19 protein-coding genes are annotated in these 25,319 nt (G+C 45.4%); 17 read left to right on the top strand and 2 right to left on the bottom strand.

From position 1 onward, the window contains the following. Positions 1 to 196: 196 nt before the first annotated feature. Both NYP55_RS02785 and NYP55_RS02780 read right to left on the bottom strand, forming a co-directional pair. Positions 197 to 1,489, bottom strand: coding sequence for a thiolase family protein (locus NYP55_RS02785; protein WP_472781541.1), 1,293 nt, complete (start codon positions 1,487 to 1,489; stop codon positions 197 to 199). A 313-nt stretch (positions 1,490 to 1,802) separates the two neighbouring features. Then, positions 1,803 to 2,384 carry a xanthine phosphoribosyltransferase gene (locus tag NYP55_RS02780; RefSeq protein WP_032816948.1) on the bottom strand — a complete coding sequence of 194 codons (582 nt, stop codon included), beginning with the start codon at positions 2,382 to 2,384 and terminating at the stop codon, positions 1,803 to 1,805. 397 nt (positions 2,385 to 2,781) lie between these two features. Here NYP55_RS02780 and NYP55_RS02775 point away from each other — a divergent pair, with 397 nt between their 5' ends. From NYP55_RS02775 to NYP55_RS02695, 17 genes are all read left to right on the top strand, one after another. Next, on the top strand, positions 2,782 to 5,850 hold the full coding sequence (locus NYP55_RS02775; RefSeq protein ID WP_472781540.1) for an ATP-dependent helicase: 3,069 nt from the start codon (positions 2,782 to 2,784) through the stop codon (positions 5,848 to 5,850). A 429-nt stretch (positions 5,851 to 6,279) separates the two neighbouring features. Further along, positions 6,280 to 6,714, top strand: a complete 435-nt coding sequence (locus NYP55_RS02770; RefSeq protein ID WP_346284334.1) for a DUF4418 family protein — start codon at positions 6,280 to 6,282, stop codon at positions 6,712 to 6,714. A 21-nt stretch (positions 6,715 to 6,735) separates the two neighbouring features. Then, positions 6,736 to 7,947 carry an ABC transporter permease gene (locus NYP55_RS02765; protein ID WP_472781539.1) on the top strand — a complete coding sequence of 404 codons (1,212 nt, stop codon included), beginning with the start codon at positions 6,736 to 6,738 and terminating at the stop codon, positions 7,945 to 7,947. Between the two features lie 13 nt (positions 7,948 to 7,960). Beyond that, positions 7,961 to 8,746: an ABC transporter ATP-binding protein gene (locus NYP55_RS02760; RefSeq protein ID WP_472781538.1), complete on the top strand. Its 786-nt coding sequence runs from the start codon at positions 7,961 to 7,963 to the stop codon at positions 8,744 to 8,746. A gap of 254 nt (positions 8,747 to 9,000) precedes the next feature. Beyond that, positions 9,001 to 9,627 carry a 30S ribosomal protein S4 gene (rpsD, locus tag NYP55_RS02755; protein WP_004113375.1) on the top strand — a complete coding sequence of 209 codons (627 nt, stop codon included), beginning with the start codon at positions 9,001 to 9,003 and terminating at the stop codon, positions 9,625 to 9,627. 773 nt (positions 9,628 to 10,400) lie between these two features. Then, the gene (gene galT / locus NYP55_RS02750) at positions 10,401 to 12,218 is read left to right on the top strand and encodes a galactose-1-phosphate uridylyltransferase (protein WP_427897992.1); all 1,818 of its coding nucleotides are present in this window, start codon (positions 10,401 to 10,403) and stop codon (positions 12,216 to 12,218) included. Between the two features lie 122 nt (positions 12,219 to 12,340). Further along, positions 12,341 to 13,015 carry a histidine phosphatase family protein gene (locus tag NYP55_RS02745; protein ID WP_101889425.1) on the top strand — a complete coding sequence of 225 codons (675 nt, stop codon included), beginning with the start codon at positions 12,341 to 12,343 and terminating at the stop codon, positions 13,013 to 13,015. A 119-nt stretch (positions 13,016 to 13,134) separates the two neighbouring features. Next, the gene (locus NYP55_RS02740) at positions 13,135 to 13,569 is read left to right on the top strand and encodes a DUF948 domain-containing protein (protein WP_472781537.1); all 435 of its coding nucleotides are present in this window, start codon (positions 13,135 to 13,137) and stop codon (positions 13,567 to 13,569) included. Then, positions 13,569 to 13,847, top strand: a complete 279-nt coding sequence (locus NYP55_RS02735) for a hypothetical protein (protein ID WP_004574662.1) — start codon at positions 13,569 to 13,571, stop codon at positions 13,845 to 13,847. Before NYP55_RS02740 ends, NYP55_RS02735 begins: the two co-directional genes overlap by 1 nt. Before the next feature lie 52 nt (positions 13,848 to 13,899). After that, on the top strand, positions 13,900 to 16,581 hold the full coding sequence (gene alaS, locus NYP55_RS02730) for an alanine--tRNA ligase (RefSeq protein WP_101889424.1): 2,682 nt from the start codon (positions 13,900 to 13,902) through the stop codon (positions 16,579 to 16,581). Positions 16,582 to 16,644: 63 nt separating this feature from the next. Beyond that, positions 16,645 to 17,175 (top strand): Holliday junction resolvase RuvX, encoded by a 531-nt coding sequence (gene ruvX, locus NYP55_RS02725; protein WP_472781536.1) that lies wholly within the window; start codon positions 16,645 to 16,647, stop codon positions 17,173 to 17,175. Next, a complete protein-coding gene (gene mltG / locus NYP55_RS02720) occupies positions 17,168 to 18,325 on the top strand; it encodes an endolytic transglycosylase MltG (protein WP_427897990.1) in 1,158 nt (385 codons plus the stop codon). The genes ruvX and mltG overlap by 8 nt, the downstream gene beginning before the upstream one ends. A 460-nt stretch (positions 18,326 to 18,785) precedes the next feature. Next, the gene (locus NYP55_RS02715; RefSeq protein ID WP_004131957.1) at positions 18,786 to 19,235 is read left to right on the top strand and encodes an A24 family peptidase; all 450 of its coding nucleotides are present in this window, start codon (positions 18,786 to 18,788) and stop codon (positions 19,233 to 19,235) included. Positions 19,236 to 19,694: 459 nt separating this feature from the next. Next, on the top strand, positions 19,695 to 20,882 hold the full coding sequence (aroC, locus tag NYP55_RS02710; RefSeq protein WP_004131960.1) for a chorismate synthase: 1,188 nt from the start codon (positions 19,695 to 19,697) through the stop codon (positions 20,880 to 20,882). Continuing rightward, entirely contained in the window at positions 20,879 to 22,582 is a 1,704-nt protein-coding gene (locus NYP55_RS02705) for a bifunctional shikimate kinase/3-dehydroquinate synthase (protein ID WP_472781535.1), read from the top strand. The genes aroC and NYP55_RS02705 overlap by 4 nt, the downstream gene beginning before the upstream one ends. Positions 22,583 to 22,639: 57 nt before the next feature. After that, entirely contained in the window at positions 22,640 to 23,122 is a 483-nt protein-coding gene (aroQ, locus tag NYP55_RS02700) for a type II 3-dehydroquinate dehydratase (protein WP_032836151.1), read from the top strand. Next, positions 23,115 to 24,782, top strand: a complete 1,668-nt coding sequence (locus tag NYP55_RS02695; RefSeq protein WP_472781534.1) for a CTP synthase — start codon at positions 23,115 to 23,117, stop codon at positions 24,780 to 24,782. The genes aroQ and NYP55_RS02695 overlap by 8 nt, the downstream gene beginning before the upstream one ends. The last annotated feature ends 537 nt before the right edge of the window (positions 24,783 to 25,319 follow it).

Here is a 25,319-nt window from a genome sequence, read left to right as displayed (position 1 = left end):
TAGCAGCCGCATAACTGCGACCAGTCGCGCGTGTTGTAAGCATCCGCAAAGTCGCCAGCAACCGCGCGATTTGCGACACTCCGCAAGTGGTGTCATTCGTATACGCACACTCCGTGCGTGTCGCAACACGCATCCTTCAGTCGTCACAACTCCAGTTGCAACACACGCACGTCAACCGCGCAAGTCAATCGCACGTCTACTTTCGCATCCTAACTTGCATGCTCACTCCAATTCCGCCTCCCACGCACAGCGCCGCAACGCCGTTTTGCATGTGATTGTCTTTAAGCGCGTAAAGAAGTGTTGTTAAAATCCTGGCTCCGCTAGCGCCAAGCGGGTGACCGAGAGCGATTGCGCCGCCTCTTACATTCAGCTTGCTTTCGCTAATGTTCAGCTGCTGGCACACGGCTATGCTTTGCGCAGCAAACGCTTCGTTAATCTCAAAAAGATCAATGTTTTCAACGGTGTAGCCCGTGTTTTTTAGCATGCGCTCCATAACGTGTTTTGGCGCGTATCCCATAAGGTCTGGGCTGATTCCGCCCTCGGCAAATCCCACGATTTCTGCTAAATAGTCGATTCCGTGCGCGATTGCGTAGTCTTTGCTCATTAAGACGAGTGCTGCTGCGCCGTCGTTGATACCGCTCGCGTTTCCAGCGGTTACGGTAGGCGAGTGTTTTGTGCCAGAATCTGCCTCGCTCATTCCACCAGTTTCGCGACTGCCAGAATCCGCCTCACTCAAACCACAGTTCGCTCCACGCATTCCATCAGCTTCGCGCGTTCCAAAATCCGCCTCAAACAACGTTTTAAGCTTAGCCAATTTCTCCATAGAAGTGTTGGCTCGCGGATGCTCGTCTCGGCTAATCAAAGTTCCGTCCGCAAGCTGCACGGGCGCAATCTCCGCGTCAAAATCGCCGTTATTTTGCGCAAAAACGGCTTTCTGGTGCGATTTTAGCGCAAAAGCGTCTTGCTGCTCGCGCGTTATTCCAAACTTTGCAGCCACGTTTTCTGCAGTAACTCCCATTTCTTTGCCAGTAAAAGCATCACAAAGACCGTCTTTTTTTAGTCCATCAACCAGCGCGCTGTTGCCGTAGCGAATGCCACCAAATCGCACGTTTTGCGCGTAAAACGGCACGTTGCTCATGCTTTCCGTGCCGCCAGCAACTACGACTTGTGCGTCTCCCATGCAAATCGCCGACTGCGCAAGGCGAATGGCTTTAAGACCAGACCCACAAACCTCGTTGATTGTCATTGCGCAACTTGACTCGTCAAGCCCCGAGCTAAGGGCGATTTGGCGCGCAACGTTTTGACCGCTGCCTGCTTGAAGTACGTTGCCAAAAATCGCTTGATCTACGGATTTTGGGCTGATTCCTGCGCGTTCGATTGCGGCTTTTGCTGCGATTGTTCCTAACTCAACAGATGTGAGCGACTTCAACGCGCCTCCGAATTTGCCTATCGGTGTGCGCGCTGCGCTTACAATCACAACATCACTCATACGTTTAGCCGCCAATCAGTTGAAAACTAGCCGATTAAAGCTATCTTGATCAAGCTATCTTATTGAAAATTATTAAAAATTGCATGTTGAAAGCTAGCACATTTAGAGTAATAGGTTTCAAACACCAACCGAACTACTTTATCGTATTTTTACGCAAAATTGCGATTTGTGAAGAATTATGTTTAATTTTTTCACAATTTGCGCACAATCGCATTTTTCGTATTTTCCGCATTTTCCGCTTTTTGTACGTGTTTTGGCCTGAATTTGGTACAAAATGCGGAAGTATCGTGTGGTATAAAATGCGAAAGTATGGCTATTTGCGGAATGTGATTGAGCCATCGCTAGGATCCATCGACTCCACAATCGCCAGCGAATCCAAGTCATATCCAGCTTCGCGCAACGCATCTCCGCCGCCTTGGAAGCCTTTTTCAATCGCAATGCCAATGCCAGCAACCGTGGCTCCAGCGTGATCGCAAATGTCAATCAACCCTTGCAAAGCCTTGCCATTAGCCAAAAAATCGTCCAAAATCAAAACGCGGTCGTCTGCGCTCAAATATTTTCTAGACACAATTACAGGGAACTCGCGCTGCTTTGTAAACGAGAATACGGTAGACACGTATTGATCGCCATCCAAGTTGATTGATTGCGCTTTCTTTGCAAAAACCACTGGAATGTTGCCAAAATGACGTGCAGCAACGCATGCGATTCCGATTCCCGAAGACTCGATTGTTAGGATTTTGTTGATTTGCGTGTTTTGAAAATGCTGCGCCCAAGCGGCTCCCATTGCGTCAAAAAGCGCGCAATCGCACTGGTGGTTAAGGAATGCGTCGACTTTCAAAACATTTCCTGGCTTAACAATGCCTTCTTTTTGGATGCGTTCTTCCAGTTCTTGCACGATGATTCCTTTCAAATTGCGCCGTATTTTGCGTGTGCAGCGGTATTTGTATAGCTTACCCCCCGCTTTGACTTGCTCCGACCTTCCTTTTTGCGCTACGCTTTGAGCGCTCAGGCAGGTCGTCGTTCGCGCGGATTAGCCGTGTATTCCTCGCGGCTATTAGTAGCCGCTCGGCTGATTTGGCATGTAAAGTCCACTGGACTTTACATTTGAGCCAAATCACGCTTTGAAGGAGCTTGAAATGCGTTATGCAATTTCAAGCTCAGTCAAAGCGCAATCGCACTACAGATTTGCGTAATGCGTACAGTGCAAAACGCACGATTTGTGTTTGGCTGCCGTCCGTTAAAATTGGTTAGAGTTTAATTTTTGCGATTTGGAACACGGGGGAGAGTGGCTTTTGAGCAAGTACGGTTACGATTTTGATTTGTTTGGCAATCCAGAAGATGCCATCGAGCAGAGTGATGCTCATGTTAATGATGTTGTCGACGAGCAGAGCGATGCTCCTATTAATGAAGTTTTCGACGAGCAGAGTGATGCCTTCATTGGCGATGCTCCCATTGGCGATGCCTTCATTGGTGATGTTCCTATTAGCGATGCTTCTATTAATGAAGATATGACGAGCGAAGTTTCTGCTTCTACGGCGGCTTTCGATTTTTCCGCACAATATTCAAATTCCGCACAATATTCCCAAACAGTTCAATCTTCTGCCGCTGACAAATACGCTCAAACATCTGCTCAATCTTCCAATCTTCCCGAAATCAACCCACAATCGCTTTTAGAAGGCTTAAATCCTCAGCAATCCAAGGCTGTTCAATACACTGGCCCCGCGCTTTTAATCGGAGCTGGCGCAGGCAGCGGCAAAACGCGTGTTCTTACGCGCCGAATCGCGTGGATTTTGGCTAATCGCAAAGCGTGGCCGAGCCAAATTCTTGCAATCACGTTTACAAACAAGGCGGCAGCGGAGATGCGCGAGCGCTTGGCGAGCTTAATCGGCAATGGCGCAAATAGCATGTGGGTTTCCACTTTCCATTCTGCTTGCGTTAAAATTCTTCGCGCTCATGGCGATTCAATCGGCTTAAAATCAGGCTTTTCTATCTATGATTCTTCCGATTGCGAGCGTCTTGTTAAAATAATCGCCTCCGAATTGAACATAGATATTAAAAAGTTTACGCCTAAACTTTTATTGTCTAAGATATCTGATTTCAAAAATAATTTGGTTACATGGCAGGAAAATCTTAAAAATTACGCACCAGATTATAAGCCAGGCGCGTCTGTATCTGGCGCATCTAGCTTTAATGCTGCTGGCAATGCCGATGCGCTTTACGCCGCTGTTTACGCGGAGTACCAAAATAGGCTTAGCGTTTCGAATGCTGTTGATTTTGACGATCTGATTATGCTAACGGTTAAGCTTTTGCGCCAAAATCCGCAAGTTAGCGCGTATTACAAGCGAAAGTTCCGCTACATTTTGGTTGACGAGTATCAAGATACAAATCACGCGCAATACGTTTTGATTCGCCAGCTTGCAGGTGTGGGTGATGCAGGTGTGGGTGATAATTCCGCACGCTTCGCAACCACTGACGCTTCCGAAGCCTCCGCAGCTTCACCAGATTCCACTCAACTTCCGCAATCTTCAATCACGGTTGTTGGCGATTCCGACCAGTCGATTTATGCTTTCCGCGGTGCAGATATTCGCAATATTCAAGACTTTGAGCAGGATTTTCCAAACGCTACAACAATTATGTTGGAGCAGAATTATCGCTCTACGCAAACCATTTTGGACGCTGCAAATGCTGTGATTTCTAACAACACTAATCGCAAGCCTAAAAAGTTGTGGACTTCTTTAGGCAAAGGTTCTCCAATCGTTGGCTACGTAGCAGATAACGCGCAAGGCGAGGCGATGTGGGTTGCTAAAGAAATCGCGCGTTTGGCAAGTGAAGATGGCGAAGATGGCGTAAACTACTCAGATATTGCGATTATGTATCGCGCAAATTCGCAATCGCGTAGCTTAGAAGATGCGCTTATTAAGTCGGGCTTGCCTTATCAACTTGTTGGCGGAACTAAGTTCTACGAGCGTCGCGAAGTTAAAGATGCTCTTGCTTACTTGCAATCGATTGCAAACCCTGATGATGATGTTAATATGCGCCGAATTTTGAACGTTCCAAAGCGTGGTCTTGGTGCGCGCGCTGAGTCGCAGATTACGTCTTATGCAAAAGAAAATTCTATAAGTTTTTGGTCTGCTCTTAGTCAAATAGATAAGATTGCGGAGCAAATTGGTATTTCATCTAGAACTTTTAATGCGCTTAAGAGTTTTAGGGATCTTATTACTTCGCTTATTGACTTTATGAAAGCTAACGATTCCAAGCCTTCTAAGGTTGTGGAGAACGTGCTTAACGAAAGCGGATTGTTGCAGGATTTGCGAGAGTCTAAGGACCCTCAAGACGAATTTAGAGTAGATAACTTGTCTCAATTGCAATCGGTTGCAGCCGAGTATGAGCAGAATACGCCTGATGCTAATGTTGCTGGTTTTTTGGAGACTACGGCTTTGGTTGCGGATTCGGATCAGCTTCCAGACCAGGGTGAAGATACTGGAAAAGTTACGCTTATGACGCTTCACACAGCTAAGGGCTTGGAGTATCCTGTTGTGTTTTTGACTGGAATGGAGCAGGGCACTTTTCCTCATTCGCGCTGTGTTGACAATCAAAAGGAGCTTTGCGAGGAGCGTCGTCTTGCATACGTTGGCATAACTCGCGCTAAGAAGATTTTGTACGTTACTTGGGCAGCTGAGCGCTCTCAATGGGGAAAGTCTGCGGAGATGATTCAAAGCCAGTTTTTGGACGAGATTCCTGCGGATTTGATTTGCTGGAAACGCACAGAAGCGGCCGTTATGCGAGCTGGACTAAGGGGAGCAGGCAGAGATTTTGACCGCGATTTTGGCGATGACTTTGCTGGCGATTTCTCCGACGATTTTGGAAGCGATGGCGGTTGGGGTGACGATTCGTACACAACTTACGGAGGCTCGAGTTATAGCGGATCTCGCTACAGCAAATCGCATTATGGCAGCTCGTATGGTTCTTCAAAGTCTTATGGCAAGTCGTATGGCTCAAAGTCGTATGGCTCTAGTTCGTATGGCAGCTCATACGGCAAGTCGTATGGCTCAAAATCTGGCAAAGTCACCACGCGAATCGCAAGAAAATCGAGCGCATCGTACCAAAGTCAATCGTCCACCTCAAATTTGCAATCGTCCGCATCGTCATTATCTTACAAAAAGCAAAGTTTGCAAGAAAAAGACAATCACCTAAATATCAACGATTTTCATGAAGGCGATAAAATTTCGCACGACACATACGGCCTTGGAACTGTTCTTAAAACACAAGACAAGGGCAGAAACTCAATTATTACAGTTGACTTTGGTTCGGATGGCGTAAAGCGACTTATGCTAAGAGTTGCTCCGATTGAGAAATTGTAAAATTGAGAAATTGTAAAATTTTTTGTTTTATAAATTTTACACTTAAAATAATGCGATCTTAGTGAAGATTACTTTAAATTGTTAATTGTAATATTGTTATAACTAGTGCGTGATTATATACACTAAAACAAAATATTCAAGACTTGTTTTCTATTAAGCTATACGAAAAAATATAAAAGTAAGAAAAATATAAAAGTAAGAAAAGTATAACCGCAAGAAGAATAAAAGTAAAAAAGAGTAAAAGTAAAAACTGCAAATGTTCAAGATTTTAGACTCAAGGGGAAGTCGATTAAGTTCTGAATCTTTGCAGTTGTATTTATACGAGATTTAAAAGGCGTGGCGCTTGCAAACGTGAGTGCCGTAAAGCGTGTTGCGTTAAACAAAAAGCAACACTAAAAAATAATAACTAGATTTAATGAGGTATTTATTATGAAGAACAAATTATTCGCATCGCTTCACGCAATTGTGTTTGGAATTCTTATTGCTATAGCGCCATTGACATTTGCAAAACCATGCTCAACTGGTGGCATGAGCAAAATGTCTAAGATGCCTAAAATGCATATGATGATGCAACCTATGGCATGCTACTACACAAGCCGCGTGGCTATTGGAATTGGCGTTGTTATAGCGATTCTAGGCATCATTGCGCTATTTGTTAAAGAACACGTTCGCACTGGCTTAAATATTGCTGTAATTGCTAACTCTCTGTTTATGATTGCTACTACAACATTCCTTATTGGTGTTTGCAAAAGCCCAATGATGCATTGCGCATCTGTTATGCGCCCAACGTTGATTGTGTTATCTGTACTCGCGTTGGTGTTTGCATCTGTTAGCGTGTATCTTGACACTAAATCTGCTTGCTAGTGCGCATCTAAGTAATTTACTATGCGCAGTATTACATTAAAGCGATTGCCGCTAGAAAACCTAAAGCAAAAGCCGCTAAGAACCGCCGCGTTAATCGTGGTTTCCGCGTGCTTAGCTGCAGTGTTTTTTGGCGGCTCGCTAATCTCACTAAATCTTTCAAACGGACTAAACAGCATGCGCGCTCGCCTTGGCGCAGATATTATGGTAATTCCGCAAAACACCTACAATCGTGCGGAAGCGTTGCTCACTAATGGCGGATCGAGCACGTTTTACTTTACGAACAATATTGAGGATTTTGTGCGAAAGTCAAAAGGCGTTGAAAAAGCAAGCGTGCAAACTTACATATCTTCTTTATCTGCTGGATGCTGTGCGGAAAAGTTGCAAATCATAGGTTTTGACCCTACTAGTGACTTTGTAATCGCGCCATGGATTTATTCGCAACACAAAAGCGAGCTTAAAAAAGGGCAGATGATTGCAGGAGCAAACGTGCTTGTTTCTTACCAAAACACGGTTCGCTTGTATGGTCACGAATGGCCGATTGTTGCGCAACTTGCTAAAACGGGCACTAGCTTAGATAACTCAGTGTTTGTAAACAAAGATACGATTCCAGCGGTTGTTAAGTATTCGTCGAAAGTTGGGCACACTGCGATTCCAGCAAAGTACGCACGCAAGGCTGTTAGTGCGGTTCTTGTAAAAGTGCGTAAGGGTTTTAGCGCTAAGAGCGTTGCGGAAAATATTCGTAAAACTAGCGGAATTAAAAGCCTTGGAATGGTTTTTCCTGGCGGAATTACCGAGCAGACTAAAAAGAGCTTAGAGGTTCTAAACAAGGCGATTTTTCTTGGCATTCTTGCGTTTTGGCTTGTGGGCGTGTTGATTCTTGTGTGCGTTTTTGCGGCATCTACATCTGAGCGCAAAAGAGAATTTGCTTCATTGAGGATTTTGGGCGCAAATAAGCGCATGCTTTTTGGCATGATTTCGCGCGAATCGGCTGTGATTGGCGTTGCAGGCGGCGTGATTGGCGTTGCGTTTGCTTCGCTTATTTTGTTCCCATACAATATTGCGATTTCTAGCCAGTTACAATTGCCGTACTTGGAGTCGAATGTTTGGTTTGTGTGCGCGCTTGCTGCGATTTCTGTAGCGTTTTCGCTTGCTAGTGTTTTGGTAACTTCTGCGATTATTGTGGGGCGAATCGCAAGTAAGGAAGCGTATTTGACTTTAAGAGATGGCGAGTGAAGTGGCGAGCGATATGGCGAGTGAAGTGTTGAATGAAGTGGTTAGCAACGATTTAGTCGGTTTAGGCGGTTCAGGCGATTTAGTCGTAAATCTTAAAAATGTTACTCGCGAATTTAAGCGCAAAAATCGCAAGTTTATTGCTGTAGACAATGTTGATTTTTTGCTTAAAGCTGGCGATTTTGTTGCGATTGTTGGCAAGTCTGGAAATGGAAAGTCAACTCTATTAAACATGATTGCAGGGCTTTTAAAGCCTACGCGCGGAAGTGTTACGATTTTTGGATGCAATATTTCGCTGCATTCTGTAAGCGACGAGCAAATTTCTGCGATTCGCGCAAAAAACATTGGTTTTGTTACGCAATCACAAATTCTTCTTGCTAATTTGAATGTGCTAGATAACGTTATTTTGCCTGTTATGATTTCGCGTGCATCTTCTAAGCGAGTAGACGATTTAGCGCAAAAACTTGAGACAGAAGATTATGCTAGTTTGACTTCCTTCGCTATGGATTTGCTTAAGCGACTTAACGTGGACGATCTTGCGCATTGCTATCCGCGCGAGCTTTCTGGCGGAGAAATGCGTCGCGTTATGATTGCGCGCGCTTTGATTAACAAGCCGCGTTTGTTGATTTTGGACGAGCCTACTGGCGATTTGGATTCGCAAAACACGCAAACTGTTGTGTCTTTGCTGCGCGATTGTGCGGCTTCTGGAGCGGCTGTTTTAGTTGTGACTCACGATGAATCTGTTGCTGCAAGCGCTGACTGTGTTTGCACAATGGACTCTGGCGTACTGCGTGCGCAATGATGCGGCTAGAGATGAGCGCAACTATCTACGGCGCGGAGTAGTATAGGAAACGATGCCTATTTTCGTAGGCATTATCTGGAGCCTTAGCCCATCAGTGGGTCGGCGCGCAAGAATTATGGCGTTATTTCAGCGTTTTAATGCTTTCGCGTTCGTGTGTTTACACGAAGAAGCACTGGAGAGGCCGGCTCAGCGTGAATAATCGTAAAAGTTTGGTTCACGTTCCGTTCAGATAACGACAGAATAAAGGATTAGTAATGACTAATATTCAGCGTTCTCGCCGTCAGGTGCGTCTTTCTCGCGCCCTCGGCATCGCTTTGACCCCAAAGGCTCAGCGTATTTTCGAGAAGCGTCCATATGCTCCAGGTGAGCACGGCCGCACTCGTCGTCGTACCGAGTCCGATTACGCAGTACGTCTTCGCGAGAAGCAGCGTCTTCGCGCTCAGTACGGTCTTTCCGAGAAGCAGCTTCGTGCAGCTTACGAAAAAGGTACGCACACTGCAGGTCAGACTGGTGACGCAATGCTCACCGATTTGGAAACCCGTCTTGACGCTTTGGTTTTGCGCGCAGGTTTTGCTCGCACAACCGCTCAGGCTCGCCAGTTTGTTGTGCATCGTCACATCTTGGTAGATGGCAATCTTGTTGATCGCCCATCCTACCGTGTTAAGCCAGGCCAGACCATTCAGGTTCGCGCTAAGAGCCAGACAATGGTGCCATTCCAGATGGCTGCGGAAGGCGTTCATCGCGACGTTTTGCCAGCAGTTCCTGGTTACCTCGATGTGAATCTTGCCTCTTTGAAGGCTACTTTGACTCGTAAGCCGGAAGTCGATCAGATTCCAGTTGAAGTCAACATCCAGTACGTCGTCGAGTACTACGCTCGCTAAATTCTGGATTTCATTCTTAAGGACATACCGCTTGACCCCTGCTGTGCATTGCATAGTGGGGGTCAATGCGTTTGCGCGCTTAGACCGCGTGCGAGTCGACGATTTCGAGCTGCATAATGCGCGGGCGTGACGACCTGCCTTCGCGCTCAAAGCGTAGCGCGCGAAGGCAATTCGGAGCGCTGAGCTTGCTTAAGGTTGAAAGCACAGTGTGCTTTCAACGCAAGCGAAGACGTGAGCGCGGCTAATCCGCGCGAGCGACGCGACCTGCCTTTTTGCTTAGAGCGTAGCGCGCTGTAACTCGCGAGCGATTGGCGCTTGCATAAAAGCAATCTGAATTATGCTAAAAGTTGGTTGTGTGTTGGTGCACATTAACTTTTGTTAGGGAAAGGTCGCAAGCAACCGAACATTATGCAACAAAACACTTTAATAATAAAACAAAATCACATATAATCATTACAACAATGCCCGTTATATTACAAAATATAACATTGTGCGAGTGTTGAATCAGAAAATATATAATAGGTAACTAAGCGTCTAAAGCGTGTTATTAAGATATAAAAGAATATACAAAAGAATAAAAGAAGATACAAAATACAAGTAAAACAGAATACGCAATAAAAAGAAGACTAGAGAGTAGAAGAGACGATGGAGTCAAAGATGTCTCAACAAAATACCAAAGCGAATGCGCTAAAAGCACAACAACTTGCCGCATGCGCAATCAACAAACACGCAAAAGACGCGCTAAACAATAACACTTTTGAAGGGGTGGTCTTGTGGTAGAGCCTAAAAAGATTGACGGGTTGCATAATATTCCAACTACGGCTGGATTTGCAGGCCCAGGCGGCGGCTTTGAAGGTGGTGCTGCTGCAGGATTCGAGATTGATGATGCTTCTGTGCATAAGAAGGCAGATGAACGAGAAGTCGAAAAAAGTCTAGAAGACACAGATGCTTTTGATGCAATAGACGTTAACGCGATTCGTGCTAGAAACAAAGCTAGCGGCGCAAACGAAACGGTTATGAGCAAGATTACAAGCACGGGTGTTGGGGATTCTTCGCTTAGTAGCCTTGTAGCTCAAGCCGAAGGAGAAGCTGCTGCCGATGTGCGCGATTCGTTGTATGTAACTCAGCAAATGCCTGCAGTACCTGCGGTTTTAAGTGGTATTACGCCGCAAGAGCCGCCGCACGCAACGCAATCTCCGATTCGCGATTTTGGCGGCGAGTATCCGTATAAGTTGTATCGCCCTGGAACTTACGCGCGCGAGCATATGCGCATTACAGCAACAAAACTTTCCGACGGGCGCGACTTTTTCTACATAGATGACAATCCAGAATACGTTAGCGGCCACAAAACAAGGGAACTGATTGACCCTAGAAAGTTGGCGTATCGTTTTACTTCGCATGTTGATAGCGAAGGCAACGAAGTTCCTAGCGAAGTTCCGCAAATGCGCCAAGATCCGCTTACAGGAGACTGGATTCCTATGTCTAGGTTGTGGGCAAAGCGGCCAGCTGCGATTCTTGGTGAGGATTCAAATAATCATGATTCTGCGGATTCTGCAGAAGGTTCTGCGCCATCAAGAATCGACCCATTTGCTGGCAGAAAAGCGCAATGCGAGTATCAAGATGGCGAAATTCCAGACGAAGACTATGACGTTGTTGTTTTTGAAAACCGCTATCCAGCTATGGCTCAGGTTGCAGGCGTGCCAAATACAACAACATACGTTGACGGAAATCCATTGTGGAAGCAGGCTCCTGCAGCTGGTCGATGCGAAGTGATTTGCTTTAGTTCAAACGAGAATATGCTTCCAGCTAATCTTTCTGTTTTGCGCATGCGCACGATTGTTGAAGCGTGGGCGTTTAGAACCGCAGAAATTAGCCAAATCGAAGGAATTGAGCAAATTTATCCGTTTGAAAATCACGGCAGTCAAATCGGCGTAACTTTGCATCATCCTCATGGTCAGATTTACGCGTATCCGTTTATTGCTCCTAGGTTAGAGCAGGAGTTGCGCCACACTGAGGCTTATTTTGAGCGCACTGGCAGCAATCTTCTTAAGGATTTGATGAATTCAGAGATTGAAGCTAAAAAGCGTGTGATTATGCATAATCACAGTTGGGTTGCGTATGTTCCAGCTGCTGCTCGATGGCCGCTAGAGGTGCATGTTGCTCCTGTTAGAGACGTTCTTACTTTGGATCAGCTTGACGACCAAGAGCGTTGGGATTTGGCGCAAATCTACATAACACTTCTTAAGCGTGCTAATAAGTTCTTTGGATTATCGTCTTCAAACGCAGGCGATTCGAGCGCTAAATCGTTTGCAAGTTCGGCTGCTTTCGACTTATCTTCTGGCGCGAGTGATGCAAATTCCAGCGAATTCGTTGATTTGCCTTACGTTGCAGCGTGGCATCAAGCCCCTGTGCATGATTCTCGCCGCTCGCATTATCGCCTTAATTTGCAATTCTTCTCGTTTATGCGAGATGCTAATAAAATCAAGTATTTGGCTGGGTCGGAAGCAGGGATGGCATCTTGGATTTCCGATACTACTCCAGAGTTGATTGCAAGCAGATTCCAAGAATTAGGAGATGTTGACTTGGATTAGTCTGACTTGATTAGTCGTGATTAGTTGTGATTAGTTGTGATTAGTCTTGTCTTAATTTGTTTAGTCAGTCTTGATTGCTCTGATTGTTACACGTTTTACTTAAAAAGTGAGATGATTAAGTTATGTTGTTGCATCTTTATTTAGTTCGTCATGGCCAAACCATGTTTAATTGCTACAATCGCTTGCAAGGATGGAGCAATTCTCCACTAACTCAAAAAGGGCTCAAAGACGCCGATTTAGCAGCTCAAAAGCTTAAGAACGTTGTTTTTGCTGCCGCATATTGCTCCGATACAACTCGTGCGCAAATCACAGCTGAGCGTATTTTAAGCGAAAACGAAAAGCATACGCATATTCGTCCGCATCTTGTAAGCGATATGCATTTTCGTGAGCAATGCTACGGCTATTTTGAAGGCCAAGATATGAATATGGCTTGGTGGGCTGCAGGCGCGCCTCACGGAGCAAAAACGTATAACGAAATCGTTGAAAAATTTGGTCTTGCTGCAACTCGAGACATGCTTAAAGAGGCCGACCCATTCCACGATGCGGAGTCAGATATTGAGTATTGGAAGCGCGTTGAAGGCGGTTTCAAAATAATCGCTAGCAATCCAGCGTTAAAAGACGGAGACAACGTTTTGCAAATCTCCCACGGAAACACGCTTTTAAGCCTTATGCATCGTTTTGCGCCTGCTGGTTACGATTTAAGCGAGCGCCCGCAAAATGGAAGTGTAACTCGCCTTGATTTCAACACAGCAGAGACGATTGATCAAGCTATAACAATTAAGGGATATAACGAGTAAATGTGATTAGTTTGCGCAAAAAATGTTCGCTAAATTTACAAAAAGAGTCTTGACTCTTCGTTAATCTTTTAATACATTGCGTGGGTAGTCGTGTGTAAAACAGCAGGAAAGAGGTTACGATGAGCGTTGGAGACATTGCTGCTCTAATTGCGGCGATTTCGTTTGCGGTGCTTTCGGGATTTATGATTTATCCGCTTATTCGGCTGGGTAAAATGTTCAATCAGATTTCTCAAACTGTTAAGGAATCGGGCGAGCACGCTTTACCTGCTATCGACGAATCTGTTACCACAGTAAAACAAGTGAACAAAACCCTTGAAGACGTTAATGTCGTTACAGATGCTGCTCGCACTACAGCTACAAATGTTGGCGCTCTTACGGATTTGTATGGCGCTTTTCTTGGAAAGCCAGTTGTTAAAATTGCATCTGCTTGCTATGCGCTTAAAGACACTTTTAATGCGTTCTTTAATAAGGCTACTGTTCCAACGGATGCTGCAGAATCTTCCGCTAGGCATGCGGCAAATTCTGGCGAGTCGTTTACGCCTAAGGGGGAGTGATGTTTAAGCGTTTATTTTGGATTTGCATCGGTTTTGTAATGGGAGTTATGTCTGTTACAAAAGCTCGCGCGTACGTTAAGGAAAAGTTACCACAAAACGCTAGGAATTTCTTCTTCGATAAAGATCCAAAAAATCTTACTTTAAGCACGATTTTGTCTTTGTACAATGATTTTAATTCCAGCAGAAAAGCCCACGAGTCGCAGATTAACTCTAAGTATGCTAGTAAGTATGCTGATAAGCGTGACGATTCGTTTACAAATAAGTCTTATACTAAGTAGTTACTAAGTAGTCTTATACTAAGTCTGATAAATAAAAAAGGAGTTCGTACCCATGCGCACAGCAGAAATTGCAAAGCGTTATCTTGACTATTTTGGTAATCATGGACATATGGTCGTGCCTTCTGCATCGCTGATTTCTCCAAATCCAACGACGCTTTTCACGATTGCAGGCATGGTTCCATTCATACCTTATCTTTTAGGAGAGCAAACGCCTCCTTCTCGCAGAATGACGTCTAACCAAAAGTGCGTGCGTACGCTCGATATTGACGAAGTTGGTAAAACAACTCGTCACGGCACCTTCTTCCAAATGGTTGGAAACTTTAGCTTTGGTGATTATTTTAAGGAAGAAGCAATCCACTACGCTTGGGAGCTTTTAACAACTCCGCAAGATAAGGGCGGCTATGGTTTTGACCCAGAAAAACTTTGGGTAACTACTTATACAGATGACGACGAAGCTCGCGCAATTTGGAAGAATGAGGGCTTCGACCCAGAGCACATGCAAGTTTTTGGCATGGAAGATAACTTCTGGACTACTGGTGGCCCTGGCCCTGGCGGCCCATGCTCCGAAATCTACGTGGATCGTGGCCCAGAATACGGCAAGGATGGCGGTCCTGCTGCAGACGAATCTCGTTTTATTGAGATTTGGGATTTGGTTTTTGAGAACTTCCAGGTAGACAACGTAAAGTCTAAGACCGATTTGCACATTGTTGGTGAGCTTGATCAAAAGAATATTGATACAGGCGCTGGTTTGGAGCGTTTGGCTTACCTTATGCAAGGCAAGGAAAACATTTACGAGACTGACGAAGTTTATCCAGTTATTGAAGCTGCAGAAAAGCTTAGCGGCGTAAAGTACGGCAGCAATGCCGATGCGGATGTTCGTTTCCGCGTTGTGGCAGATCACGTGCGTTCCGCGTTGATGATTATGAGCGATGGCGTGCGTCCAAGCAATGTTGGCCGCGGATACGTGCTTCGCCGTCTTCTTCGCAGAACTGTTCGCGCAATGCGCATGCTTGGCGTGCAAGACCCAGTTTTGCCAACCTTGTTCCCAGTTTCTAAGGGCGCTATGGAGCCAAGCTACCCAGAGCTTAACAACACTTTCCACGAGGTTAGCGAAGCTGCATACGGTGAGGAAGATGCATTCCGCCGCACTCTAGAAAAGGGCACGACTATTCTTGACTTGGCTGTTGAAAAAGCCAAGAAGGAACACAAGGATGACCCTATTGTTGGTGGCTCCGACGCATTTACTTTGCACGATACTTACGGCTTCCCAATTGAGTTGACTCTAGAGATGGCTGCTGAGCAGGGTGTTAAGGTTGATGAAGCTAAGTTCCGCGAGCTTATGAGCGAGCAGAAAGGTCGCGCTCGCGCGGATGCTTTGAAGAAGCGTCACAATGTGGACGTTAGCGTTTACGACGACATTAAGAAGGCACTCGAAAAGCCAATCGACTTCCTCGGTTACACAGACTTCTCCAGCCGTTCAAACGTTTTGGCAATTGTTGAAGCAGGTAAAGGCTCCGTTAAAAGCGTTAGCGCTCCTGCAAACGTTGAGGTTATTCTTGATCGCACGCCGTTCTACGCTGAGCGCGGTGGTCAGATTGCTGATCAGGGCGAGATTATTTCCGATGACGGCGCGATTTTGGAAGTTGACGATGTTCAGCGACCAATCAAGGATTTGATTGTTCACAGCTGCCGACTTACTGAAGGCACGCTTAGTGTTGGCGCTCCTGTAAACACCAATATTGACCAGGTTCGCCGTGCGGCTTTGGCTAGAAGCCACACGGCAACTCACACGCTTCACAAGGCTTTGCGTGAGGAGCTTGGCCCACAGGCAACTCAGCGCGGTTCTGTGGTAGATCCAGACCGTCTGCGCTTTGACTTCCAATGGCCAAAGGCTGTTGATAAAGACGCATTGTTGCGCGTAGAAGCTCGCGTAAACGAGCGTATTCGCGAAGACTTGCAAGTTGTTCCAAAGGAAATGCCAATTGACGACGCTTTTAAGCTTGGCGCAATGCACTTGTTCGGCGAAAAGTATGGCGATATTGTTCGCGTTGTAGAGATTGGCGATGGCTGGAGCCGCGAGCTTTGCGGCGGTACTCACGCTAAGAGCACTGGCAAGATTGGCATGGTTACAATCCTTTCTGAGTCTTCTATTGGCTCTGGTGTGCGCAGAATCGACGCGCTTTGCGGCGAAGAAGCGTACCAATATGGCGCTCGCGAGCATGCTTTGGTTGCGCAACTTGCAGACATGGTTAATGCGCGTCCAGACGAATTGGCTGAGCGCTTAGAGTCTTTGCTTAACAAGATGAAGGATTCCGATCGCAAGCTTGCTTCTGTTTACGAATCCCAGCTTAATGAGGCTGTTCCAGAATTAGTTGATGCAGCTAAGCAAAGCAGCTCAAAGATTAAGCTTGCTGTAAAGAATGTTGGAAACTTCGGTTCCTTCGACGCTTTGCGCAAGACTGTTCTTGACGTTCGTTCTCGCTTGGGCGAAGATGCGCCAGTAGTTGTAGCTTTGTGCGGTGTAAACGAGAGCGATAAGCCAATGGTTGCTGTTGCTACTAACGATGCAGCTCGCTCGGCTGGCGCTAAGGCTGGCGACTTGGTGCGTACAGCTTCCAAGGTGCTTGGCGGCGGTGGCGGCGGCAAGCCAGACTTTGCTCAAGGTGGCGGTGCGGATGCTTCTAAGATTGATGAAGCACTCGAGGCCGTGAAAGCCGAAGTTTTGAAGCTATAGTCAAAAGGTTGAATGTTTAAGATGTTTAACACTCGAGCCGAATTAATAAGTTAGAGTTTTCGTATGATTTGGCTTGGCGTTGATTTAGGAGATGCCAGGGTTGGACTTTCTAAGTCCGACCCTGAGCTGAGTTTTGCGCACCCAATCGGTAATATTCAAGCTTATGGCGACTCATTTAATGCGATTGAAGACGTTATTAACGTTATAGAAGACAATAGTGTGAGCCGAGTCGTAGTTGGTTTGCCCTTACAGTTAGATGGATCCGAAGGAAAGTCTGCTAAAAAAGCGCGCAGATGGGGTGCTAATTTAGCCAAGCGCATTAAATCGCTTTTTGATTATGGCGATTGGTCGCTTGATTTTATTCCAGAAATCGTTTTTAACGACGAACGACTAACAACAGTTACTGCCCATAGGCAATTGTTAGATGCTGATTTTTCCACTAAAAAGCATCGTCCAATGGTTGATCAGCAATCGGCAGTGTTGATTTTGCAATCTGCGATTGACGATTACAGAAATGCTTGCAAAAATGTAAAAGGCGACTCGCAAAGTGACTCGCAAAGTAACTCCATCAGAAAGGAAGCGTTTAATGAGTGAGAATATAGACGATTTTTTCAATCAAAACGCTAAATGGAGTCACAATTCATCCAATCCTCCTGTTCCGCCAAAATCGCGAAAAGCAAGAACTGCGCGTAAAAATCGCAGAAACAAGCGGAATCGCATAATCGCATTTATTCTTACGCTAGTTTTTGCGTTGCTATTTGTTGTTGGATACGGCTTATATCGCGTTGCGGTTTATGTAAGAAACAATAGTCAGTCGTCAATAATGGAAGACTGGCCAGGTCCTGGAAGTGGATTCGTTGAATTTACGATTGAACCAGGCCAAGGAGCTGTAGAAGTGGGAAATAACCTTGTTAAGGCGCAGGTTGTAAAGTCGCAATCCACTTTTTCTAACATTGTTGCAGCAAATAACAAGATTTTGTACCCAGGAATTTACGCGCTTAAAAAACACATGAATTCAATGGACGTAGTGGAAATTCTTTCCAATCAAAGCAAGGCGGGCGGATTCCTAGACGTTAAAGCAGGGGAGCGCGCAACGGAGGTTATTCGCAAGGCTGCACAAATCTCGGGAATTGACATTGCTCAATTTAACGCTATTCAAAAAGCGGACGGCGAGGGGATTTTGCCGCCAGAAGCTGGCGGAAGCTTTGAAGGATGGTTGGAGCCTGGAGTTTACAACGTAAAAGCCATTAAATCAGCTAGCAAGATACTGGCAAAAATGGTAGATGAGCGCATTAAAAAGCTTGATTCTCTAGGCGTTCCTAGGGGTGATTTGCGTCAAAAAGTTCTTAAAATTGCTTCCATTGCAGAAGCAGAAGTCAATAATCGTGAATACTACGGCAAAGTTTCGCGCGTAATCTTAAATCGTTTAGCTAAAGACATGCCTTTGGGAATGGATACTACGGTTGCGTACGGAATTGGGATTAAGGCGATTAACCTTACGCAATCGCAGCTAGACGATGCAAGCAACCCGTACAACACTAGGATTCACAAGGGGTTGACGCCTACTCCTATAAGCATTCCTGGAGATAACGCGATTTTGGCGGCTCTTAATCCAGCGAATGGTCCATGGATTTATTTTGTTACTACTAACTTAAAGACTGGCGAAACTAAGTTTGCGGATAACTACGACGATTTCTTAAAGATTCGCGACGAGTATAAGCGTTCCAACGAAAACGCCAACTAGCGCTACGACCTGCCTTTTCGCTTAGAGCGTAGCGCGAAAAGGCAATTCGTAGCGCTGAGCTTGCTTAAGGTTGAAAGCACAGTGTGCTTTCAACGCAAGCGAAGACGTTAGCGCGCTTAGACCGCGCTAACGACAGGACCTGCCTTTTCGCTTAAAGCGTAGTGCGCTTTCCTATTTAGCGTTGTGCGAGGTTTGAGTATTTCTCTCCTCGCAAATCCCGTCGCTACGCTCCTCTTTTATTGCTCGTAGAGAAATACATCAAACCTTCTGAATATTTAGGACTTTTGCGTATCTTTCATCACCGAGATTCTCTACTTCACTTTGCGTATTTGCGTAATTACAAAAAGCCTTTAACCACATTGAGCATAATTTGTTGCGTTCGCAGTTTTTGCGCATTTAGCATAATCAAATGAGTCAGTTTATTATCTCGTGTTTATTTACAACGCCAACGCTTATATGCATGATTGCATTGTGCGCAACGGATTTAACAAGCCGCATTGTGCCTAGACTTTGGGTTGTACTAGCTGCTTTTACACAATCTGCAGCAAACCTTATTTTTTCGCTGATTACTTTTCATAATGTTAATTTTCTTTTGCGCGGATGGCTTTGTGCAGTATCAGTTTTTGCAATCTATGTTTTGGTGCAAAAACTTTGCGTGCGCGGAGCACTTGGATTTGGCGATGTTACATGCGCTTCTATGATCGCTCAAGCTTTGGCGCTATTTGGATTTGATTGCATAATCTACTGGTTTGCATCAGTCGGAATATTTGGATTAATTTGGATTTTAGTGTGGAAAATCTGCTCTAGAGTCTGCTGGCGATTTTTCCGCGTTAAGTCTAAAAATGTGCAAAATAAAATCCCGTTCGTGCCTGTTCTAGCTGTATCTGCGCTCATCGCTGTTATGCTTTGAACTTTTGCTGCAATTCTATAGTGATAAGTAAGGTGGAGATTCGAGATTTTTCGCCATGAATGAGATGTTTCGTTCGAGCGGTCTAAGCGCGCTCACGTCTTCGCAGCGCAGAAGCAGTGCTTCTGCCTTGAGCTGCTCAGCGCGCCAAATTGCCTTCGCGCGCTACGCTTTAAGCGCTCCGGCAGGTTGGCGCGCCTGCGAGGAGAGAAATACTCAAACCTCGCGCAATACTAAATAGGAAGTCGCGCAACAGCAAACAAGGAATCACACAATACCAAATAAAGATAGTGGTTTCTAGAAAAGTTTGCCAGATTTTGCGATTGATTACGTGGATTGTTAGCAATACTTAGTGGTTAGTAGAATACAGATTTAGAATCGAGTATTGATTTAAAATAAAGAACAGTATTAAGTGCAAGAAGTATAACAATAAATATAACGCACAACGCGATTGGAGAAGGCATGCTTAGATGGCAAACGGCAGGGGAGTCGCATGGTGAAGCGCTGGTGGCAATGATTGAAGGCATGCCAGCAGGAGTTAAGATTACTAGCGCAGACATTGTTTCTGCTCTTGCGCGTAGACGACTTGGATATGGTCGCGGAGCGCGAATGAAGTTTGAGCAAGACAAAGTGCGTTTGCTTACAGGTGTTCGCCACGGTGTTACTCTTGGGTCTCCAATTGCAATCGAAATCGCAAATAGCGAGTGGCCAAAGTGGGTGGAAGTGATGAGTGCAGATCCGCTAGACCATGATTTGCCAAAAGAAGGCCGTAACGCGCCTCTTTCTAGGCCTCGCCCAGGGCATGCGGATTTAACAGGCATGCGTAAGTACGGTTTTAGTGATTCTCGCGAGGTTTTGGAGCGTTCGAGTGCTAGGGAAACGGCTTCCCGCGTGGCTTTAGGTGCTGTAGCTAATGCGTTTTTGCAACAGGCGCTTGGCGTGCGAACAGTTGCGCACGTTATTGGGATCGGCGGCGAATATGTAAGCAAAAGTTTAGCCCTGCCAACACCAGATGATATTGAGGCGTTGGATGCTTCGCCTGTTCGTACTCTAGATAAAGATGCGCAAGCGCGAATGATGGCTCGCATTGATGAAGCAAAGGCCAATGCAGATACGCTTGGCGGTGTTGTTGAGGTTTTGGCTTACGGCATGCCTGCTGGAGTTGGAACGTATGTTGAGTCGGATCGCCGATTGGATGCGGCATTAGCAAGCGCGCTTATGGGAATTCAGGCCATTAAAGGCGTGGAAATTGGAGATGGTTTTGAAGAAGCAAATCGCCCTGGTTCGGTTGCTCACGACGAAATCGTAACAGGCGAAGATGGCAACATTGCGCGCCTTAGCAATCGCGCAGGAGGCATTGAAGGCGGAATGTCAAATGGAGAGACAATTCGCGTGCGTGCAGCAATGAAGCCTATTCCGTCCATTCCGCGTGCTTTGAGAACGGTAGATGTGCTTACTGGCCAGCCAGCGCAGGCAATTAATCAGCGCTCCGATTTTACAGCAGTTCCAGCAGCTTCCGTAGTTGCAGAGGCAATGGTTCGATTAACGCTTGCAAAGTATGCGTTAGAAAAGTTTGGTGGAGATTCGCTAGAAGAAACTGCTAGGAATGCTAAGAGTTACGTTCAATCTTGGAAAGAGCATATGAGATGAGCGAAGAATCTTTGCAAAGTTTCACTCACGGTGTGCCTAAATACAAAATGCCGTTAGCTGTTATAATCGGCATGCCTGCAGCTGGAAAAACGCGTGTTGGCAAGGAATTAGCGCATATTTTGAATGTTCCTTTTGTAGACACAGACGATTTAATTGAGCAAAAAATCAATATGCCGATTAGCCAATATTTTAAGGATTTTGGCGAAGAGTCTTTTAGAGATATTGAAGCTCAAATTGTTAAAGATGCTATTTTTGCAGATTCTGAGCAATCCGCCCCAATAATCGCCCTCGGCGGCGGCTCCCCAATGCGCCCACAAACGCAAGAAGTCTTAAAAAAATATACAAAACTCGGTGGCCGCGTTGTTTACTTGCAAGTGGATCCAAACGATGCAATTGAGCGCGTAAGCTGGAATTCAAATCGCCCTATGCTAAGCGGCAAAGACGGAGCAAAACGGTGGTTGGATTTGTTTGCTAGAAGAGACCCCGTGTTTTGTAAAGTAGCGAATTTGCACGCTCGTGTTTACGGATTAACGCCAAAACCTGCCGCAAGAAAGCTGAAAGATATGATTATGCAACGAATTGTGCATGTAAGTGGCAAAGATATTGAAGACTATAATGTTCATATTGGCGCTGGTGCTATGAGTCTTTTGCCGCAAATGCTTGGAAAAGAGCCTGTTCGAGTAGCTTTGATTCACACTCAGCCTGTTCAAAGGCATAGCGATAAAGCAAGAACTATTTTGCGCGCTGCTGGCTACGATGTTTTCGACATTCTTATTCCAGACGCAGAGGCTGGCAAAACCGTTAAGGTTGCGGATTTTGTATGGTCGCATCTTGCAAATGCTGGTTTTACGCGTTCAGATGCGATTGTTGGCTTGGGCGGTGGAGCAGCCACAGATTTGGCTGGATTCGTTGCATCTACTTGGATGCGCGGAATCCGCTACGTAAATTGCCCAACTTCTCTTCTTGCTATGGTAGACGCTTCGACTGGCGGAAAAACTGGCGTAAATACTGCATTTGGCAAGAATTTGGTTGGTAGTTTTTACACGCCTGCAGGCGTTTTGGCAGATACTTGCGCGTTTTCTACTCTCAATAACGATATTTTTGTTGAAGGCTTAGGAGAGGTTGCAAAATCAGGGTTTATTGGCGATACGAGCATCCTAAAAATTCTGGAAAATCCGCAAAATGCTAGCAAATTACGCACTCTCGATGGCTCTTCTGTTTTAAGCGATTCGCACTTGAACAATATGGTTTGCGATTTAATAGAAAAAAGCGTGCGCGTTAAGGCGTACCACGTTTCTAACGACTTAAAAGAGCAAGGTTTGCGCGAGTTTTTGAACTACGGCCATACTCTTGGGCATGCAATAGAGCAAATAGAGCATTTTTCTTGGCGTCACGGAAACGCAGTTGCTGTTGGAATGGTTTTTGCGGCGGAGCTTGCGAAAATTTTGGGCTATTTAAGTTCAGAAGACGTTGAGTATCATAGTTCACTTTTAAAGTCACTTGGATTGCCAATATCTTGGAATGGCGGCGGCAGTAGTGACGATGCTTTTAATAAGGTTCTTGATTTGATGCATAAAGATAAAAAAGCTAGAGGCAACACCTTGCGATTTGTTGTTTTAGACGGGATTGGAAACCCGATTCACTTAGATAATCCGCCGCTGGAGGCGATTCGCGAAGCGTTTAATAAGATTAGAGGTTAGAAAATGGTAGATGTAGAAAACGCGCAAAATTCAGAAAATTCAAAAAACGCTATAAATATGCGCAAAGTTTTGGTAGTAAATGGCCCAAATTTGGGGCGATTAGGCGTTCGCCAGCCAGACGTTTATGGCAATCAAGATTTTGAAGCACTGTGCTCGCTTTGCAAAAAGTGGGCGCAAGAGCTTAATTTGCAAGTAGAAGTGCGTCAAAGTGACGACGAAGCACAAATGGTGCACTGGATGCACGAAGCAGCTGATACGCATACTCCAGTAGTTATGAATCCTGCTGCTTTTACACACTACAGTTATGCGCTCGCGGATGCTGCTCACATGGTTTTGGATGCTGGAGTGCCGCTAGTGGAAGTGCATATTTCTAATCCTTCTGCGCGCGATGCTTTTCGTAAAATTAGCGTTATTAGCGCTGTTGCAACTGGAACTATTACAGGCATGGGGCTGTACGGTTACAAGCTTGCACTAGAAGCTGTCGCTCATTGTTTAACACCCGAGTCGAGGCTCGAAGATACTATGGAGTTCCATGGTTAGAAGAAAACATGGTAACTCTCAGGAGCATATTACAAAGCATATTTTTGTTACTGGTGGCGTTGTTTCGTCCCTCGGAAAAGGCCTTACAGCATCATCTTTAGGCCGACTTTTACGCAGTCGCGGATTGCATGTATTACAACAAAAACTTGATCCTTACATCAATGTTGACCCAGGTACAATGAACCCATTCCAACATGGTGAGGTTTACGTTACAGAAGATGGCGCAGAAACAGATCTTGACATTGGTCACTACGAGAGATTCCTCGATGTTTTTCTTAGCCAAAAAGCTAATGTTACAACTGGCCAGATTTATCAATCCGTGCTTAGAAAAGAGCGCGCTGGCGAGTATTTGGGTCAGTGCGTGCAAGTTATTCCACACATTACTGGCGAAATTAAATCGCGTATGCGTGCGCAAGCTAGCGACGATGTAGACGTTATTATTACGGAAATCGGCGGTACTGTTGGAGATATTGAGTCGCAGCCATTCTTGGAGGCTGCTCGCGAAGTTCGCCGCGATTTAGGTCCAGAAAATTGCATGTTTGTGCACGTTTCCTTGGTGCCTTATATTGCTGCAGCTCATGAGTTGAAGACTAAGCCAACTCAACATTCCGTAATGATGCTTCGCTCTCTTGGTATTTCTCCAGACGCGCTTGTTTTGCGTTCAGATCGCCCTCTTAATCAAGGCATTAAAGACAAGATTTCGCTTATGTGCGATGTTGATTCAGAAGGCGTTGTGAATTGCGTGGATGCTCCAAGCATTTACGATGTTCCAAAGATTTTGTTCAACGAGGGCTTGGATGCTTACGTTGTGCGCGAGCTTGAGCTTCCATTCCACGATGTTGATTGGAACGAGTGGGAAGATTTGCTTGAGCGCGTTCATCATCCAAAGCATGAGCTAAACATTGCAATTGTTGGAAAGTACATTGATTTACCAGATGCGTATCTTTCCGTTACGGAGGCCATTAAGGCTGGCGGTTTTGCAAACTGGGCTAAGGTTAACGTGCGCTGGGTTGCTGCCGACAAGTGCGAAACTCAAGAAGGTGCGGCGGCGGCTCTTGACCAAATGGACGGCATGGTTATTCCAGGCGGCTTCGGCATTCGTGGAATTGAAGGTAAGATTGGCGCGCTCCGTTACGCTCGCGAGCATGGCTTGCCAACGCTTGGCCTTTGCCTTGGCTTGCAATCTATGGTTATTGAGTACGCTCGTCACGTGCTTGGGCTTGAGGATGCTAATTCCACTGAGTTCGAGAAGGATTGTGGCGATCCAGTAATTGCGACTATGGAAGAGCAGAAGGATATCGTGGCTGGTAAAGGAGATATGGGTCACACAATGCGACTTGGCTCTTACCCTGCAACGCTTGAGGAAGACTCTATTGTTGCTGAGCTTTACGGCACTACGCATGTTACTGAGCGTCATCGTCACCGTTACGAAGTGAACGTGGCATATAAGAATCGTTTGCGCGAAGCTGGCTTGCGTATTAGCGGCCAAAGCCCAGATGGTAACTTGACTGAGTTTGTGGAGCTTCCAAAGAGTGTTCACCCATTCTATGTTGCAACTCAAGCTCACCCAGAGTTTAAGTCTCGTCCAACTAAGCCTCATCCTTTGTTTGCTGGATTAGTGGCAGCTGCTCTTGAGCATCAAACAAATAACGCTAAGTGATTTAATCAAACTATTTGACTAGATTCGATTAGCTACTTGACTTAAATTATTAAGTGGTGTAGACTCGTATTTTTGGGTGCGATTTTACACCACTTTTTATTTTGATTAATACTTAATCATCTTGTTGCATATTTTGCATCGTTTAACATGATTGTTACATATTCCAGATGTAAATTTACATTTTTGTAATATCACTGCAGATGTAAAAGACTTGGCAAAATATCTCATAAAACACGATTTAATCTAATATTTTTCTATTACAATAGTTGTTTTTACTGTTTATAGACAAAATAACAGTAAATTTTACATTTAGACTTTGAGCTTGCGTTGTTTAATAAAATCCGTATGATTGAATTTTAATCAACGAAGAGGCCTCCTTATTGGCTTTGCAAAGAATCCATCTGGCAATAAATACTAGGTGGATTTTATTTATTAAGCCTATAGAGCCTGTAAAGCGTAAAGGCTTTGCAAAGCTTGTAATGAGACTTTTTCGTGATATTTAATTGAATCCTGCCATACCCGACGTTAGGAGAAAAC

This window comes from Gardnerella sp. c10Ua_31 (genome assembly GCF_055700915.1).
This window is presented reverse-complemented; position numbering and strand designations above follow the sequence as displayed.